The sequence below is a fragment of the Streptomyces sp. MI02-7b genome, from assembly GCF_033793585.1.
GTDB lineage: Bacteria > Actinomycetota > Actinomycetes > Streptomycetales > Streptomycetaceae > Actinacidiphila.
On sequence record NZ_JARAWX010000008.1, the window covers coordinates 86,100 to 100,510 of the forward strand.

Sequence of the window (14,411 nt, forward strand, 5' to 3'; positions counted from 1 at the left end):
GCCGCCCGCGCCCGCCCCTCGCCACCTGGACCTGCCATGACCCCGCGCCTAGGCGTCAACTACACCCCGAGCCAGGGCTGGTTCCACCACTGGCTGGACTTCGACCTCGACGCGGTCCGCGCCGACCTCGACTCCATCGCCGGCCTGGGCCTGGACCACATCCGGGTCTTCCCGCTGTGGCCGCTGTTCCAGCCCAACCGCGCGCTGATCCGGCCGCGGGCGGTCGAGCAGTTGGTGGCCCTCGTCGACGCCGCCGCGGAACGCGGCCTGGACGTCAACGTCGACGGCCTGCAGGGCCATCTGTCCAGTTTCGACTTCCTGCCCGCCTGGACCGGCACCTGGCACCGGCGGAACATCTTCACCGACCCCGACGTCGTCGCGGCGGAGGCCGAGTACCTGCGCACCCTGGCCGCGGCCCTCGCCGACCGGCCCAACTTCCTCGGCATGACGGTCGGCAACGAAATCAACCAGTTCTCCGGACCGCCGCACCCGGACCCGGACCGCATCGGCCCCGCACAGGCCGAGGCGTGGCTGCGCCTGATGCTGGACGCGTGCGAGCGCGGCGCCCCCGGCAAGCTGCACCTGCACGCGGAGTACGACGCGGCCTGGTACCAGGACGACCACGCCTTCACACCCGGTCAGGCCGCCCGCCTCGGCTTCGCCACCGCCGTCCACTCCTGGGTCTTCAACGGCACCGCCCAGCGCCACGGCCACGCGGGGGTCGCCACCGAGCACCACGCCGCGTACCTCGTCGAGCTCTCCAAGGCGTGGGCCACCGACCCGCACCGTCCCGTCTGGCTCCAGGAGGTCGGCGCCCCCGCGCCACTGATCCCGCCGGACCACGCGGCGGCCTTCGCGTCGGCCACCATCGCCAACGCGCTGGACTGCACGGACGTGTGGGGCATCACCTGGTGGTGCTCCCACGACGTCGCGCGGAGCCTGGCCGACTTCCCGGAGCTGGAGTACACGCTCGGTCTGCTCGGCAACGACCGCCGTGTGAAACCGGCGGGCGCCGCCGTCGCCCGGGCCGCCGGGGAACTGCGTTCAGGGCCCGCACCGGCTCCGCTCCCCCGTACCACCGCTCTCGTCGTGGACGTCGGCGACCCCGACACGGCGCCGCGCCGCGCCATCTGCGCCCCGGGGGGCGAGGTGTTCGAGGCCTGGGCGGCCCTCACCGCGCGCGGGGTCCGGCCGGCCCTCGTCCTGGCCGGGCTCGCCGAGGACCCGGCGCATCTGGCCGCGCGCGGCATCACCGAGGTCCTCACCGTCGCCGAGGCCCGCTGACCCCGACCCGGGACCTCCCTTTCCCCGGAGTGTCGCCCCCTGTCAGACTCGGCCCGTGACCGAATTCGACCTGCTCGTCATCGGATCCGGCCCGGGCGGCCAGAAGGCCGCCATCGCCGCGGCCAAGCTCGGCCGCCGGGTCGCCATCGTCGACCGCCCCGACATGCTGGGCGGCGTCTCCATCCACACCGGCACCATTCCGTCGAAGACCCTGCGCGAGGCGGTGCTGTACCTCACCGGCCTGACCCAGCGCGACATGTACGGGCAGAGCTACCGCCTCAAGGAGGACATCACCGTCGCCGACCTCACCGCGCGCACCCAGCACGTGGTGAGCCGGGAGGTGGACGTGATCCGCAGCCAACTGGCGCGCAACCGGGTCGCGATGCTGCCGGGCACCGGCCGCTTCGTGGACGAGCGCACCGTCGCCGTGCGGGACGCCTCGGGCCAGGACACGCTGGTGACGGCGGGGCACATCGTGATCGCGACGGGCACCCGGCCGGCCCGTCCCGCGAGTGTCGAGTTCGACGACCGCACGATCATGGACTCCGACAGCGTGCTGAACCTCGAGCGGGTCCCGCGCTCGATGGTGATCGTCGGCGCCGGGGTCATCGGCATCGAGTACGCCTCGATGTTCGCCGCGCTCGGCACCAAGGTGACGGTGGTCGAGCAGCGCGACGGCATGCTGGACTTCTGCGACGTCGAGATCGTCGAGGCCCTCAAGTACCACCTGCGGGACCTGGCCGTGACCTTCCGCTTCGGCGAGACCGTGGCGGCCGTCGAGCGGCACGCCACCGGGGCGCTGACCCTGCTGGCGAGCGGCAAGAAGATCCCCGCGGACACCGTCATGTACTCGGCGGGCCGGCAGGGGCTCACCGAGGAGCTCGACCTCGGCAAGGCGGGACTGGCCGCGGACAAGCGCGGGCGGATAACCGTCGACGAGCACTACCGGACCGCGGTGCCGCACATCTATGCCGTCGGCGACGTGATCGGCTTCCCCGCGCTGGCCGCGACCTCGATGGAGCAGGGCCGGGCCGCCGCGTACCACGCGTGCGAGGAGCCGGTGAACGCGATGCGGGGCCTGCAGCCGATCGGCATCTACACCATCCCCGAGATCAGCTTCGTCGGCCGCACCGAGGACCAGCTGACCGATGACAACGTGCCGTTCGAGGTCGGCATCTCGCGCTACCGCGAGCTGGCCCGCGGCCAGATCATCGGCGACTCCCACGGCATGCTGAAGCTGCTGGTGTCGCCCGAGGACCGCACGCTGCTCGGCGTGCACTGCTTCGGCTCCGGGGCGACCGAGCTGCTGCACATCGGCCAGGCCGTGATGGGCTGCGGCGGTACGGTCGACTACCTGGTGGACGCCGTGTTCAACTACCCGACGCTCGCCGAGTCCTACAAGGTGGCCGCGCTCGACGCGACCAACAAGATCCGCCAGATCGACCGGCTCACCGGCTGAGCCCGCACGGCGGCCGCGGACCCGGCGATACCTCCCGGCGGTGGCAGGGGAGACCCCGGCCCCCGCGGCCGCCGTGACCACGGGCGGCCCGTGCGACGTGCGGTTAGCCTGGGACGACGCACGCGGCACTCCGCCTGACGGCGGCCAGGAGGTCGTCATGAGCGATCCCGCACGGGTTCCGGGCGTCGAGGGGCCGATCGTCCGCAAGGGCGACGCCGGCTACGAGGACGTCCGGGCCGGCCTGCTGTGGAACGGGTACCGGCCGGACCGCCGCCCCGATGTGATCGTCCGCGCCGCCTCCGTGCGCGACGTCCCGGCGGCGATCGCGACGGCCCGCGCCGAGGGCCTGCGGGTCGCGGTCCGCTCGGGCGGCCACAGCTGGTGCGGCGCGCCCCTGCGCGACGGCGGGATGCTGCTCGACCTGTCGGCCCTGCGCCGTTGCGTCGTCGATCCCGCGCGTGCCACGGCGACCGTCGAGCCCGGGCTCCCGTCCGGGGAGTTCACGCGCGTCCTCGCCGGGGCCGGCCTGGCCTTCCCCACCGGTCACGGCGCCGCGGTCGCGCTCGGCGGCTACCTGCTCAGCGGGGGCCTCGGCTGGAACTCCGGCGCGTGGGGCCCGGCCTGCGCGAGCGTGCGCGCGATCGAGGCCGTCACGGCGGACGGCGAGGTGGTGCGCTGCGACGAACGGGAGAACGCCGATCTGTTCTGGGCGGCGCGGGGCGCGGGACCGGGCTTCTTCGCGGTCGTGACCGCCTTCCGGCTGGCCCTGTGGCCTGGTCCGGCGGCGATCGCCACCACGTCGTACGTGTGCCACCTCGGCGAGGTCGAGTCGCTCGCCGACTGGGTCGCCGACGCCGCCGGGGCCCTGCCCGCCGACGTGGAGGTCGTCCTCACCCTGTCGACCGATCCCGCCTCCGGGGAGGTGGTCCTCTCGTTGTCAGGCACCGCGTTCGCCGGCTCGCACGACGAGGCGGCCCGCGCGCTGGCACCGCTCGCCGAGCCGCCGTTCACCGTCGCTCCGCTGCTCCGGGCCGTCGCGGAGCCCACCTCGATGCAGGCCCTGTACGCGCGCACCGCCGCACTCTGGCCGGAGGGGCACCGCTACGCGGCCGACACCGTCTGGTCCCACGCCGACCCGGGGACGCTGCTGACCCGGCTCGGCGACGCCCTCGGCCGGGCGCCCTCGGCGAAGTCCCTCGTCCTTGCCGCGCTCGCGCCGGCCTCACGGAACCCTCGGCTGCTGGGCGACACGGCCTTCTCCGTCCTCGGCGACGCCAAGGTCTCCGCGTACGCGGTCTGGGACGACCCGTCGCGGGACGAGGCCAACGTCCGGTGGCTGCGCGGGGCGATGGCGGCCGTCGCCCCGCTCGGGACCGGGCACTACATCGCCGAAGCGGACCTGACCGCGGACGACTCGCACGCCCGCAGGTCGTACACGGCGGCGGACTGGGCGCGGCTCGGCGCGCTGCGCGAGAGGCACGACCCCGACGGGCTCTTCCACTCGTTCCCCCGGTGAGTACGCCGTCCGCCGCGACCGCCCCCACCAGCGCACGCGGCAGGGCCGCCACCTCGGGCGAGGTGGCGGCCCTGTCGTACTGTCACTGTTCTGCTCAGATCGTCAGACCTCAGCGGAAGAAGCCGTAGTAGCCTCCGTAGCCCGGGCCCCAGCCGTAGCCGCCCCAGCCGCCGCCCCAGCCACCGTGGCCCCAGCCGTAGCCGCCCCAGCCGTGGCCCCAGCCGCCGCCCCAGCCACCGTGGCCCCAGCCACCGCCCCAGCCGCCGCCCCAGCTGTGCGCGGAGGCGACTGCCTGCGGAGCGGTCTCGTGCGGCGTGGCCGCACTGGCTGCTGACGCACCGGCGAAGGCCAGCAGCGGAGCAACAAAGGCCGCTGCGACAATCCTGCGAGTGGTGTTCTTGTTCGCGCGCATGTCGTTCCCTTGGGGTGTGAACGTGTTTGGGATGCGCGACCAAAAGGACTTGGTCGCCGTCGCACCGGCTTCGTGCGCGTGACCCCGGTGCGACCGGGATGTGCCCGGGTCCTTGGGACGGGGCACACCATCACTGGTGTGGAACGCCGTATCCGATGTGCCTAGTTGAAGGCGTCCCATTTGCACCGTAGGCACGTTAGTGGCCCAGAGTCAAAGGTTTCCGACAAATTACGTGAACTCGGACAAATAAACATGGCTTCCGGAGGTCGGGAACGGCACCTCCTGACACCTCGTCCGCAGCCCAAATCCCCTGCCTCACAGGGGATTTGGGTGCAGCGTCACCACCACCGGGTGCGCAGGGTTCCCACCGGCCACGCAGTGTGTGCGACTACCGAGAGTGCGCGATCAGCCTGACGAGAGTTGCTCGGAGAGCTTCCCCGACACGGTGTCGACGAGGTCGCCCACCGTCCCCATCCGCTCGACCTCGTCGGCCAGCAGCATCACGCCCACTTTGCGCTCCACGGCGTCGGCCGCCTGCTGCTTGCCCCGGTCCCCGAGCCCGAGCCCGGCGAAGGTCGCCTCGGGCACCACCTCGTCCTCCGGCACGCCCGCGTACTCGGCGACGGCCCTGCGGACGATCTGCGCGACGTCATGCGTCATGTCCTTGCGCCCTCTTCTCCCCATCGGCTGCTGCGGGATACGCGTACCCCGGCGGTCGCTCGGCCACTACCCCGGGAACAGCGGGGAACGCCCCCGCGGCGGTCACGAAACGGAGGCGGACGGGCGCGTCCCGTGCTCCCGCCGGACACGCGGGAGCACGGGACACACAAGGGAGGAGAGAGAAGGGAGAAACGCTCCGGCGGGACGGCCGGACGGACGGCACCGGCACACGGCCCCACGAGGGCCGGCCGCCGCGGCGGCGGCCGGCAGGAATCAGTGGGACTCGCCAGGATGCATGTTCTTGATCTTGATCCAGTCGCGGCTGCGCCGCCCCGGTAGATAGGGGCTGGTCAGCCGTTTCGCCACGATGCCGTCATACCCCTCCTGACGGATGTGCTGCAGCGCTTCCTCCGCCATCGCCGGCCAGTACGGCGGGACGGCGACGAAGGGGCCGGACATGCCCAGGTCGTCCAGGAGGGCGCGGCGCGCGGTGTACGGGGAGTGCAGCACCGGCTCCCCCAGGTGGAGGATGTCGTAGACCATCAGCCGGGCCGGCATGTCCACGGCCGCCTGCTCCACGGCCGCCGGGTGCCGCAGACTCATCCGCCGCTGCAGCCGCTCCATGGACGGACCGCCGTGCTTTCCCAGGGTGATGATCTCGCCGTCGAGGACGGCGACCAACCCGGGTGGCAGCACGTCGGGCAGTTGTCGTAGTTCGGGATACACGCTCGTGACGTCCTGGCCGATCCCGGAGATCAGCCGAACCCGGCCGTCCCCCGGTAGATGGACGAGAACTCGGGCACCGTTGAAGAGCGGCTCGAACCCGTACTGCGCCTCGTCCTCCGGCCCGGGCAGCGGACCGGCCACCGCCAGCATGGGCGACCAGGACGGCAGGGCAGCCTGCTCCACGGAACCCGCTGGTAGGCGGGTACTCATGGTTCAAGCCTCCCACCAACCGGCCGGGTCCGCGACGAGGGCGAGAAGCTTTGGCCAACGGCAGCGTCCGGGAAGCCGCCGCCCGCGCCCCGGCGGGACCGGCCCGCACCGGTCCCCCGGGCCGCCGCCCGCGCGGCCCCGACCCGCCTCGGCCGCCGGCCGCCCAGTTCTGACGCATCATCATATCACCTGGTCGTGGCGCGACTCAGAGCCAGCCGCGGCGGGCGGCCTGCCAGGCGAGCTGCATCCGCGTGTCCGCGCCGGCGAGCGTCATCATGTGCTGGATGTGCCGCTGTACGGTACGCCGGCTCAGCCCCATCTGACTGGCGATGGCCTTGTCGGCGACACCCGCCACGAGCAGCGAGAGCAGCCGGCGGTCGGTCTCGGAGAGCGGGTCGGAGTCGATGACACCGTCGCTTCCCTCGACCCCGCCGGAGGCGCTCACGTTGAGGGGGACCGCGGTCTCCCAGTAGCGCTCGAAGAGCGAGATGAGCGCCTCCAGCAGGCTGCTGCCGCGCACGAGGGCGGCCGTCGCCTCGTTCGGACTGCCCTGGGGCCCGCCGGGGACCAGCGGGCAGATGGCGATGGCCCGGTCGGAGACGGCCAGACGCAGCGGGAGGTGCGGGACGGAACGGGCGATCTCGCCGGCGCGCACTCCCTCGACGACGTTGTCGATGGCGCCCTCGTCGTCGAAGAAGGCCTGCTCGTACAGCACGCGGTAGCGCACCCCGCGGGCGAGGGCGTCGTACTCCGCGCGGTTGCTGCCCGAGGGCATCGCGACGTACTGGGCCTTGCAGAACCAGAGCATCTCGTGGCGCGCGTTGTCCTGCATCTGGCGCAGGTGCTGGCGCAGCGCCTCGGCGCCGGTGATCACCTCGATGAGCTGGCCGGGGTCGTGCCTGCGGCGGGTGCTGCGGTAGCTGTCGAGCAGGTCGGTGACGGCGGTGCGGGCCTTGTCGAGCGCGTCGGCGTGGCGTTGCAGCCGCGGCAGCAGCGCCACGTCGGGCGGTACCGCGGCGTAGTGCAGCGGGTCGCGGTCGGTGGGGCTGGCGAGTCCCTTGCCGCGCAGGGCCGCCAGGACGGCCTCGACGGACTCGCGCGGGAGTCCGGTCTGGTCGGCGACCTCCTGGGCCGACGCGGTCGCGGTCCCGACCAGGAGCCGGTACACCGTCTCCTCGATCCCCGTGAGGCCTGCAGCCTCCAGCATGCCGTGCCCCTCCCTCGCCGCGGCCGGCCCCATAAGCGGAACGGCCCGTTGAAGTTTGCACGGCATGCCCCCGCCGGGCAAGCAAACGGCGGGTGCCGGGGCCCGCGCCCCGGCACCCGCCGTCGGTCAGTCGTGCCGCCCGACCTGCGTCACCGCCCCGAGGGGCCGCGGTGCAGGTAGGCGCGGTCGATCGTCTGCCGCACGCTGTGGCCCGCGCTGTCGGTGGCGGTGACCCGCAGCGTCACGTACGCGTCCCCGTGCAGCCGGGACGGCCGTTCCACACCGGCGCTGAAGCCCGTACCGCCGCCGAGCCGCTTGGTGCGGGCCGTGGTCCAGGTCCGGCCGTCGTCGTACGACGCCTCGACCTTGAGCGTGACCCCGCGCGGGGCGGCCAGGCCGTCCGGCATCCGCACGTTCAGACCCAAGGTGTGCGACCGCCGCGAATCCACCGCGTTGTGGAGGTCCACCGGCGCGCTGTAGTCGACCTGGAGCAGCGGCAGCAGCGTGGCCGTCGCCGCGGTGTCCGAGGTGAACGTCCAGGACGTCTTCGTGCCGGTGCCGAACCGCCAGTCGGCGGAGGTGCGGGCGGTGGTCAGGTCCAGCCGGTAGCCGGCCTTGCCCGCGGGCACCTCGAAGCCGCCCCACGCACCGGAGTCGGACTGCGCCACGAGCCGGCCGTTGCGGTACACCTCCGCGTGGGCGACGTCGCTCGGGTCACCCACCGCGGACACGGCGGCACCGGTGCCGATACCGCCACCCAGCGCGCTGACCTCCGCGAACGACCAGTGGCCGGCCTGGGAGTCGGTGAACTCCGGGATGTACAGCGACAGGGTGTCGCCGTTGCGCACCGAACCGGGCCAGCCCGTCACACCGTGCGGGATCGACGGACGCACCGGGCCCGCGAACCACTTCTCCGTGGCGCGCTGTCCGGGCCTGTAGGTGTGGGCGGCGTCCCGCATGCCGACGCCCAGCGCGATGTCGCGGTCCATGACCGTGTCGTGGTGCACGATGTGGCTCCACAGCGTGTCCCCGGCCGTCACGTACTCCACGCGCTCCTGGCCCATCGGCACGTCGCGCGCGGTCTCGCTCCAGGCGGTGCTCTGGTAGGGCCGCCATCCGAAGCGCTGCTCGCTGCCCCAGGCCGAGGCTCCGGTACGGGCGTAGGAGGCCTTCACGACCGCGCTGTTGCGGTCGCTGACGGTGTACACCACCTTCTCGGGGATGCGCTGCTGGGACACCTGCAGCACGTCGTACAGGTAGGGGCTCTTCACCGTGCCGGAGAAGTCCACGGTGGTCGTGCGCTTCCCGGCACGCCCGAGCAGGTCGGTGCCCTCCTTCGCACCGGCGCGCATCACCGGCAGCGCGAGGCGGTCGCCCTCCGGCTGCCAGCGCGTCCAGGGGTAGAAGCCCTGCGGCATGACGAGCATGAGCGCCTTGGCCCCGGCGGCCGCGGCGGCCTTCGCCAGCTCGGCGTCGTTGCCGAAGTCGTAGCGGATGACGGCGAGTTTCCCGCGCACGTGGGCGGCCTTGAGATCGGCGGCGGTGCCCGCGCCGGCGTCCACCGCGGTCAGCCTGACGCCCTTGGAGTCGAGGACCGGGGAGGCCGGCAGGTAGTACGGGGCGAAGGGCGCCGAGGTGCCGGACACCTTCGCCCGCAGCTGCGGCGCCGTCATCTGCCACCGTGAGGCGAACTCGAAGGTGCCGTCGGTGACCTGGGCGGTCGGGCTGACGTAGATGCGCTTGGCGACGTCGAAGAACATCACGCCCTGGATCAGGCCGTGTCCCTCGATCTTCCGGTATGTCTGGTAGCTGATGACACCGTGCTGCTCGGCGGGCTTGGGCGTGCGGATCTGCACCGGGGTGACCTTGGAGGCGTCCAGCGTCACCGTGGTGTCCTTGGTGACCTTCACCTGCGGGTTGATCACCTCGACCAGTTCCTGGCCGTCCGCGGCGTTGTCCAGGCTGCTGAAGTCGGCCTGGTAGGTGCCCTCCTCCACGACGGCGACCGCGGGGTCGGCGCTGGTGTACGAGACGAAGCCGTCCTGGCCCCAGATCGTCGGCAGCCAGCCCGGCAGCACCTTGCCCGCGCGGTCGCGGGAGATCACGGTGAGCCGGTGCAGCGGCGCGTGCACGACCAGGGAGAGGGTGGTGTGGGCGACCACGGCGCCGTCCGCGCCGGTCGCGGTGGCGTAGCCGTAGTAGGCGCCGCGCTTGGCGTTCTTGGCGTCCGTGCTCAGCGGCACGTCGGCGGACGCGCCGGGGGCGAGGTGCACGGTGCTCGTGCCGGGTGTGACGACACCGGTCGTCAGGGCCACGCCGTCGGCGGTGGCCAGGTCCACCGTGAGCTTCAGGTCGACGGCCTTGTCACCGGTGTTGGTGTAGTGCAGGGTTCCCGACTGCCGGCGCTCGCCGCCCACCTGGACGGCGGGCAGGGACACGCTGCCGGTCGCCGTGACCGCGCGCATCGCCGCGGCGACGTCGATCCGGCCGCCGCCCTGCTCGGTCACCTTGGTGCCGGACACGGTGTGCGCGGTGCTGATGAGCGCGTCCTTCAACTGCTGACCGGTCCAGCCGGGGTGCTGCTGGGCGATCAGCGCGACGGCACCCGCGACGTGCGGGGTCGCCATCGACGTACCCGACGCCGCCGTGTAGTTGGCGTCGACAGGGTCGCCCATCGTGGTGCCCGCGGCACGCGCGGCCACGATGCCCACGCCCGGCGCCGTCACATCCGGCTTGACCGCCTTGTCGCCCAGCCGCGGGCCGCGGCTGGAGAAGGGGGCGAGGGAGTCGTCGCGGTCCACGGCGCCCACCGTCAGCGCGGCGTCGGCCGCACCGGGCGAGCCGATCGTGGACTCGCCGTTCTCGCCCGCGTTGCCCGCCGCGACGACGAACAGGGTGTCGCCCGAGGCGGACAGCGTGTTGAGGGCCTGGCTCATGGGGTCGGTGCCGTCGGTCGGGTCGTCGGAGCCGAGGCTCATGTTGACGACCTTGGCGTGCTCGGCGGCCGCCCACTCCATGCCGTCGATGACCTGCGACTCCGAGCCGTAGCCGTCGTCACCGAGCACCTTCCCGACCAGCAGCTCCGCCTTCGGAGCCACGCCCTTGCGGGAGCCGGAGGACGCCGCGCCCGTGCCGCCGACGATCGACGCCACATGCGTGCCGTGCCCGAAGTGGTCCACGGTGTTCCCGCTGCCCGAGAAGTCCTTCGACTCCGCGATCCGGCCCGCCAGATCGGGGTGGGTGGCGTCCACGCCGGTGTCCAGCACGGCCACCTTCACGCCCTGGCCCTCGTACCCGGCCTTCCACGCCGCCGGCGCGTTGATCTGCGCCGTGCTGCGGTCCAGCACGGGCGCAACGCGGCCGTCCAGCCACACCCGCGGGGTCGCGGCGGCGCGCGCGGCACCCTGGGCGGCGCCCGGGTTCAGCGCCTTCCAGAAGGCGCCGAGGTCCTCGTCCGCGACGCGCAGCGACCGCGCGTCGATGCTGGCGAGGGTCCGTGCCGGGGCCGATGCCTCGTTGAACGCGGCGACCCGGTCCGCGACGGCGGCCGCGGCCTTCTCGCTCTTCGCCGTCGTCCGGGCCACGCCGCCCTGCGGGCCGCCGGAGACGATGAGCGGCAGCGCGGAGGTGCGGGCCTCGTCGTAGCCCTGGGCGATCAGGGTGGAGACGTCGAACAGACGCCGGTCCAGCGTCCCGGCGGAGACCAGGTCCGCGGCGTCCGACGGCAGCACCGTCAAGTTCCCGCCGTCCTCCTGGTACGTACGGAAGACGATCCCCTCGCGGCCCGGCCCGGGCTCGACCGACGCGATGGTGCGGCCGTCGGTGCCGGGCGTCACCGTCACACGGTCGCCGGTCACCAGGCGTACGGTCACGGACGACGCGCCCTGGCCGCCGGCGGGTCGCGCCGCGGTCTCCTGGGGTGTTCGGGCGGAGGCGGACGATACGCCTCCGGCGGTCAGCAACAGTCCTGTCGATATTGCCGCCGTCAGGCGGATCCATGCCATCAGCCAAGCACCTTTCGTACAGCTGGACGTCACGCGCTGTCCGACAGAATCTGCTGTGGCGACGGGCATGTCACCGGCCTCAGGTGTCACAGCTGCGACATGTCACAACGGCGCCACGGGAAGCCGCCGTGACGCCGCCAGGAGGGCGGCGCGGCACTGCGCGCCAGGACCGGCCGGGTGCTCAGGCGGCCGCGCCGCGGATACCCCGGCGCGCGAGTTCCGCGCGCAGGGCGCGCACCCCGTGGTGGGTACGGGACTTGACCGTCCCGCACGGGACGCCCAGCTGGACGGCGACGTCCTCGCCGGCCTGGCCCATCACGTGGACGCGGACCAGCGCCTCGCGGTGCGCGGGCGCGAGCGCGCGCAGGGCGCCGACCAGGAGGGAGCGGTCCTCGACGGCGCCGGCGTGGTCGCGGACGGGCGCGAGCGCGGTGCCCGCGAAGTCCGCGGCGGTGACCCCGACGGGTACGGAGCGGTCGCGGCGGCGGTGGTCGACGGCGAGGTTGCGGGCGACGCGGAAGAGCCACATGCGGATCGGCCGCTCGTCGAGGTCGAGCCGTCCGGCGCTCTGCCAGGCCCGCAGCAGGGTCTCCTGCAGGACGTCCTCGGCGGCGTGCACGTCACCGCCCATCAGGCCGCCGACATAACGTCGCAGGACTTCGGTCTCGGCAAGGAGGCGGGCCGCGAGATCCGGGCGCCCCCCTTGCGCGTCGTCTTCTGTGGGGGTCACGGCGCCGGCTCCCGGAGGATGTCATCGGCCCTGGTGACCGGACTCGTTCGTGCCCATGGGGGTGAACGATATTGCCCGCCAGGGCGTGCTGTACTTACGAGGTTGGCGAACAGTCGATCATTTGGCGAGGCTCTTAAGACGACGTTCGTCCAATGTGCACGTTCCGGCTGAACTCGCGCGGACCGGCACCTTCATGCTTCGCGGCAGCCCCACCGATACGACAGGAGACGATGTGCCGTCCCCATCCGAGCCACGGCACCCCGAGGTGCTCGAAGGAGCACCCGAGCGCTTCAGCGAGCACTTCGCACGGCGCCCCGCACTGCCCCGCCGGGGGCTGCTGCCGGGCAAGCGGGTGTGGGCCGCGACAGCCACGGCGGCCGCCGTCGTCGGCTGCGCGGTGCTGGTGGTTCCCCTGCTCGCACAGATCGACGTGTTCCCCGAACACGGCGCCGACGGCGGCCCGGTGGCCGCCGCTCCGGCCGCCTCCGTGTCCGCCGGCACACCCGGGGAGACGGGATCGGACCCCTCGGCGTCCACCGGCTCACCCACCGTCGGCACCCACACCGACTCCCAGAACTCCGGCCCGCGCGGCCTGGTGAGCGGCACGGGCGGCGGCACCGGCGGCGTGACGGGCGGCGGCGCCGGGACGGTCCTCACCGGCGGCGGCGCCGGGACGGTCCTCACCGGCGGCGGCAACGGCACGGTCCACAGCGGCGGCAGCGGAGGCATCGCGGCCGCGGGCGGCGGCAGCACCACCGGCGGCGGCAGCACGACGACCGGCACGGGCGGCACGGGTTCCTCCGGCTCCGGCACCACCGGCTCCGGCTCCGGCTCCGGCTCCGGCTCCGGCTCCGGGACGAGCGGTTCGGCCACCAAGCCCACCCCGAAGCCCACCAAGACGCAGCAGACCGTCACGGTTCCCGGCGTGCGCATCCGCAGCTCGGCCTCCGGACGGTGCATCGACATCACCAACGCGTCGGACGGCATCGGCCGCGACGGCAGCCGCCTGCGGATCTGGGACTGCGGCGGTGCTGCCTCGCAGAAGTGGGACTTCCGTTCCGACGGTTCGGTCCACTCCCTCGGTCTGTGCATGGACCTGGCCTGGGCGTCCACCGCCAACGGCACGGCGGTCCAGCTGGCCAAGTGCAACGGCGGCTGGGCGCAGCAGTTCGTCCTCAACAGCGCGGGCGACCTGGTGAACCCGCACGCCGACAAGTGCGTCGACGTCGTGGACAAGGCCACCGGCAACGGCACGACGCTGCAGCTGTGGACCTGCTACGGCACCTCCAACCAGAAGTGGTACCGCAACTGACGAACCGTCATATCGACCGGTACCCGCCGGCCGCCCCCGCCGCCGAGGAGGCGGCGGGGGCGTCGCCGGCTCAGGCAGCCGCGGCGCGCAGCGGCTCGTAGCAGTCGTAGTTCCGCTGCCCGGCGATCCGGCCGTCCCGGAACTCCAGGAACGTGCCGATGTGCGCCCGCAGCACGTGTCCTGCCGGCGGGTCGCCCAACGGGACGGCCAGGGTGCCCTCCCAGGCCACCTCCCGTGCGACCGTGTCCCGCGCGGCGACGGCGTTGACGCCCCCGAAGGTCTGCTCGCGCAGTCCCTGCCGCCCGCGTCGGGCCGCCTCCAGCGGTGCGGACAGGTCGCGCACCGCGCCCTCGGGCAAGAGGGCGTCGGGCAACTCCCGGTGAACCACGTCCTCGGTGAGGAAGCGGGCCAGTTCCTCACCGAACGCCCCGCGCGAGACGGCCTCGTGGTCGGCGACGCCGTCCGGGCGGAACTGGCCGCCCGGGGCTTCGGCGACCTGCGCCTGTCGCACGGCCACGTCTTCCAGCACCTCGTGCAGGGACAACCCACCGTCGGCGACCTCGCCGCGAGGCTCGGCATGACGCAGCAGGGCGCGTCCAAGGCCGTCGCCGAGCTCGAACGCCTCGGGTACACCGAGCGCGTCCCCGACCCCGGCGACGCCCGTGTGCGGCTCGTGCGCCTCACTCCACGCGGCCGCGAGGCCGTCGCCGCCGCACGCCGGGCCCGGGCCGCGCTGGAGGAGCGGCTGACCAGGCGCTGCGGAGCGGAATCCCTCGCAGCCGGCCGGGCGGTGCTCGCCGACCTGCTGGGGGAACTGGGCGGGGCCGCGCGGGTGCGCCGCCGCGATGTGCGCCCAGCGCGCTGACGGGGTGACCGCGCGGGCGGCGTACC

General features: G+C 73.3%; 12 protein-coding genes. 5 read left to right on the forward strand and 7 right to left on the reverse strand.

Annotated elements, in window-relative coordinates; genetic code table 11:
- Positions 1-36: 36 nt before the first annotated feature.
- The 3 genes from PV364_RS15255 (at position 37) to PV364_RS15265 (ending at position 4,259) form a co-directional block, all read left to right on the forward strand.
- Positions 37-1,284 (forward strand): glycosyl hydrolase, encoded by a 1,248-nt coding sequence (locus tag PV364_RS15255; protein WP_319660478.1) that lies wholly within the window; start codon positions 37-39, stop codon positions 1,282-1,284.
- Positions 1,285-1,339: 55 nt separating this feature from the next.
- A complete protein-coding gene (gene sthA / locus PV364_RS15260) occupies positions 1,340-2,743 on the forward strand; it encodes a Si-specific NAD(P)(+) transhydrogenase (protein WP_319660479.1) in 1,404 nt (467 codons plus the stop codon).
- 157 nt (positions 2,744-2,900) lie between these two features.
- Positions 2,901-4,259, forward strand: a complete 1,359-nt coding sequence (locus PV364_RS15265) for an FAD-binding oxidoreductase (protein ID WP_319660480.1) — start codon at positions 2,901-2,903, stop codon at positions 4,257-4,259.
- A 109-nt stretch (positions 4,260-4,368) separates the two neighbouring features.
- Here the strand turns inward: PV364_RS15265 and PV364_RS15270 are convergent, their stop codons facing one another.
- The 6 genes from PV364_RS15270 to PV364_RS15295 all read right to left on the reverse strand — a co-directional run bounded on the left by PV364_RS15270 (position 4,369) and on the right by PV364_RS15295 (position 12,208).
- Positions 4,369-4,671, reverse strand: a complete 303-nt coding sequence (locus PV364_RS15270; protein WP_319660481.1) for a hypothetical protein — start codon at positions 4,669-4,671, stop codon at positions 4,369-4,371.
- 405 nt (positions 4,672-5,076) lie between these two features.
- Positions 5,077-5,331: an acyl carrier protein gene (locus tag PV364_RS15275; RefSeq protein WP_319660482.1), complete on the reverse strand. Its 255-nt coding sequence runs from the start codon at positions 5,329-5,331 to the stop codon at positions 5,077-5,079.
- 273 nt (positions 5,332-5,604) lie between these two features.
- Positions 5,605-6,267, reverse strand: a complete 663-nt coding sequence (locus PV364_RS15280) for a hypothetical protein (RefSeq protein WP_319660483.1) — start codon at positions 6,265-6,267, stop codon at positions 5,605-5,607.
- A 205-nt stretch (positions 6,268-6,472) separates the two neighbouring features.
- Positions 6,473-7,474: a helix-turn-helix domain-containing protein gene (locus tag PV364_RS15285; RefSeq protein ID WP_319660484.1), complete on the reverse strand. Its 1,002-nt coding sequence runs from the start codon at positions 7,472-7,474 to the stop codon at positions 6,473-6,475.
- Positions 7,475-7,623: 149 nt separating this feature from the next.
- Positions 7,624-11,478, reverse strand: coding sequence for a S8 family peptidase (locus tag PV364_RS15290; RefSeq protein WP_319660485.1), 3,855 nt, complete (start codon positions 11,476-11,478; stop codon positions 7,624-7,626).
- A 181-nt stretch (positions 11,479-11,659) separates the two neighbouring features.
- The gene (locus PV364_RS15295; protein ID WP_319660486.1) at positions 11,660-12,208 is read right to left on the reverse strand and encodes a sigma-70 family RNA polymerase sigma factor; all 549 of its coding nucleotides are present in this window, start codon (positions 12,206-12,208) and stop codon (positions 11,660-11,662) included.
- Positions 12,209-12,440: 232 nt separating this feature from the next.
- Between PV364_RS15295 and PV364_RS15300 the strand changes: the two genes are divergently transcribed.
- Positions 12,441-13,520 (forward strand): RICIN domain-containing protein, encoded by a 1,080-nt coding sequence (locus tag PV364_RS15300; RefSeq protein ID WP_319660487.1) that lies wholly within the window; start codon positions 12,441-12,443, stop codon positions 13,518-13,520.
- 70 nt (positions 13,521-13,590) lie between these two features.
- On the opposite strand, the gene PV364_RS15305 is transcribed toward PV364_RS15300, so the two are convergent.
- On the reverse strand, positions 13,591-14,037 hold the full coding sequence (locus PV364_RS15305) for a nuclear transport factor 2 family protein (RefSeq protein ID WP_319660488.1): 447 nt from the start codon (positions 14,035-14,037) through the stop codon (positions 13,591-13,593).
- On the opposite strand from PV364_RS15305, the gene PV364_RS15310 reads away from it, so the two are divergent.
- Complete coding sequence (locus PV364_RS15310) at positions 13,966-14,385, forward strand: MarR family winged helix-turn-helix transcriptional regulator (protein ID WP_319660489.1); 420 nt, start codon at positions 13,966-13,968, stop codon at positions 14,383-14,385. The two genes, PV364_RS15305 and PV364_RS15310, sit on opposite strands and share 72 nt — an antisense overlap.
- Positions 14,386-14,411 lie beyond the last annotated feature (26 nt).

Bases quoted from the DNA above. Each gene is read 5' to 3' on its own strand.
- PV364_RS15255 (WP_319660478.1), top strand. From the start codon at position 37: ATGACCCCGCGCCTAGGCGTCAACTACACCCCGAGCCAGGGCTGGTTC.
- PV364_RS15265 (WP_319660480.1), top strand. From the start codon at position 2,901: ATGAGCGATCCCGCACGGGTTCCGGGCGTCGAGGGGCCGATCGTCCGC.
- PV364_RS15270 (WP_319660481.1), bottom strand. From the start codon at position 4,671: ATGCGCGCGAACAAGAACACCACTCGCAGGATTGTCGCAGCGGCCTTT.
- PV364_RS15275 (WP_319660482.1), bottom strand. From the start codon at position 5,331: ATGACGCATGACGTCGCGCAGATCGTCCGCAGGGCCGTCGCCGAGTAC.
- PV364_RS15280 (WP_319660483.1), bottom strand. From the start codon at position 6,267: ATGAGTACCCGCCTACCAGCGGGTTCCGTGGAGCAGGCTGCCCTGCCG.
- PV364_RS15285 (WP_319660484.1), bottom strand. From the start codon at position 7,474: ATGCTGGAGGCTGCAGGCCTCACGGGGATCGAGGAGACGGTGTACCGG.
- PV364_RS15290 (WP_319660485.1), bottom strand. From the start codon at position 11,478: ATGGCATGGATCCGCCTGACGGCGGCAATATCGACAGGACTGTTGCTG.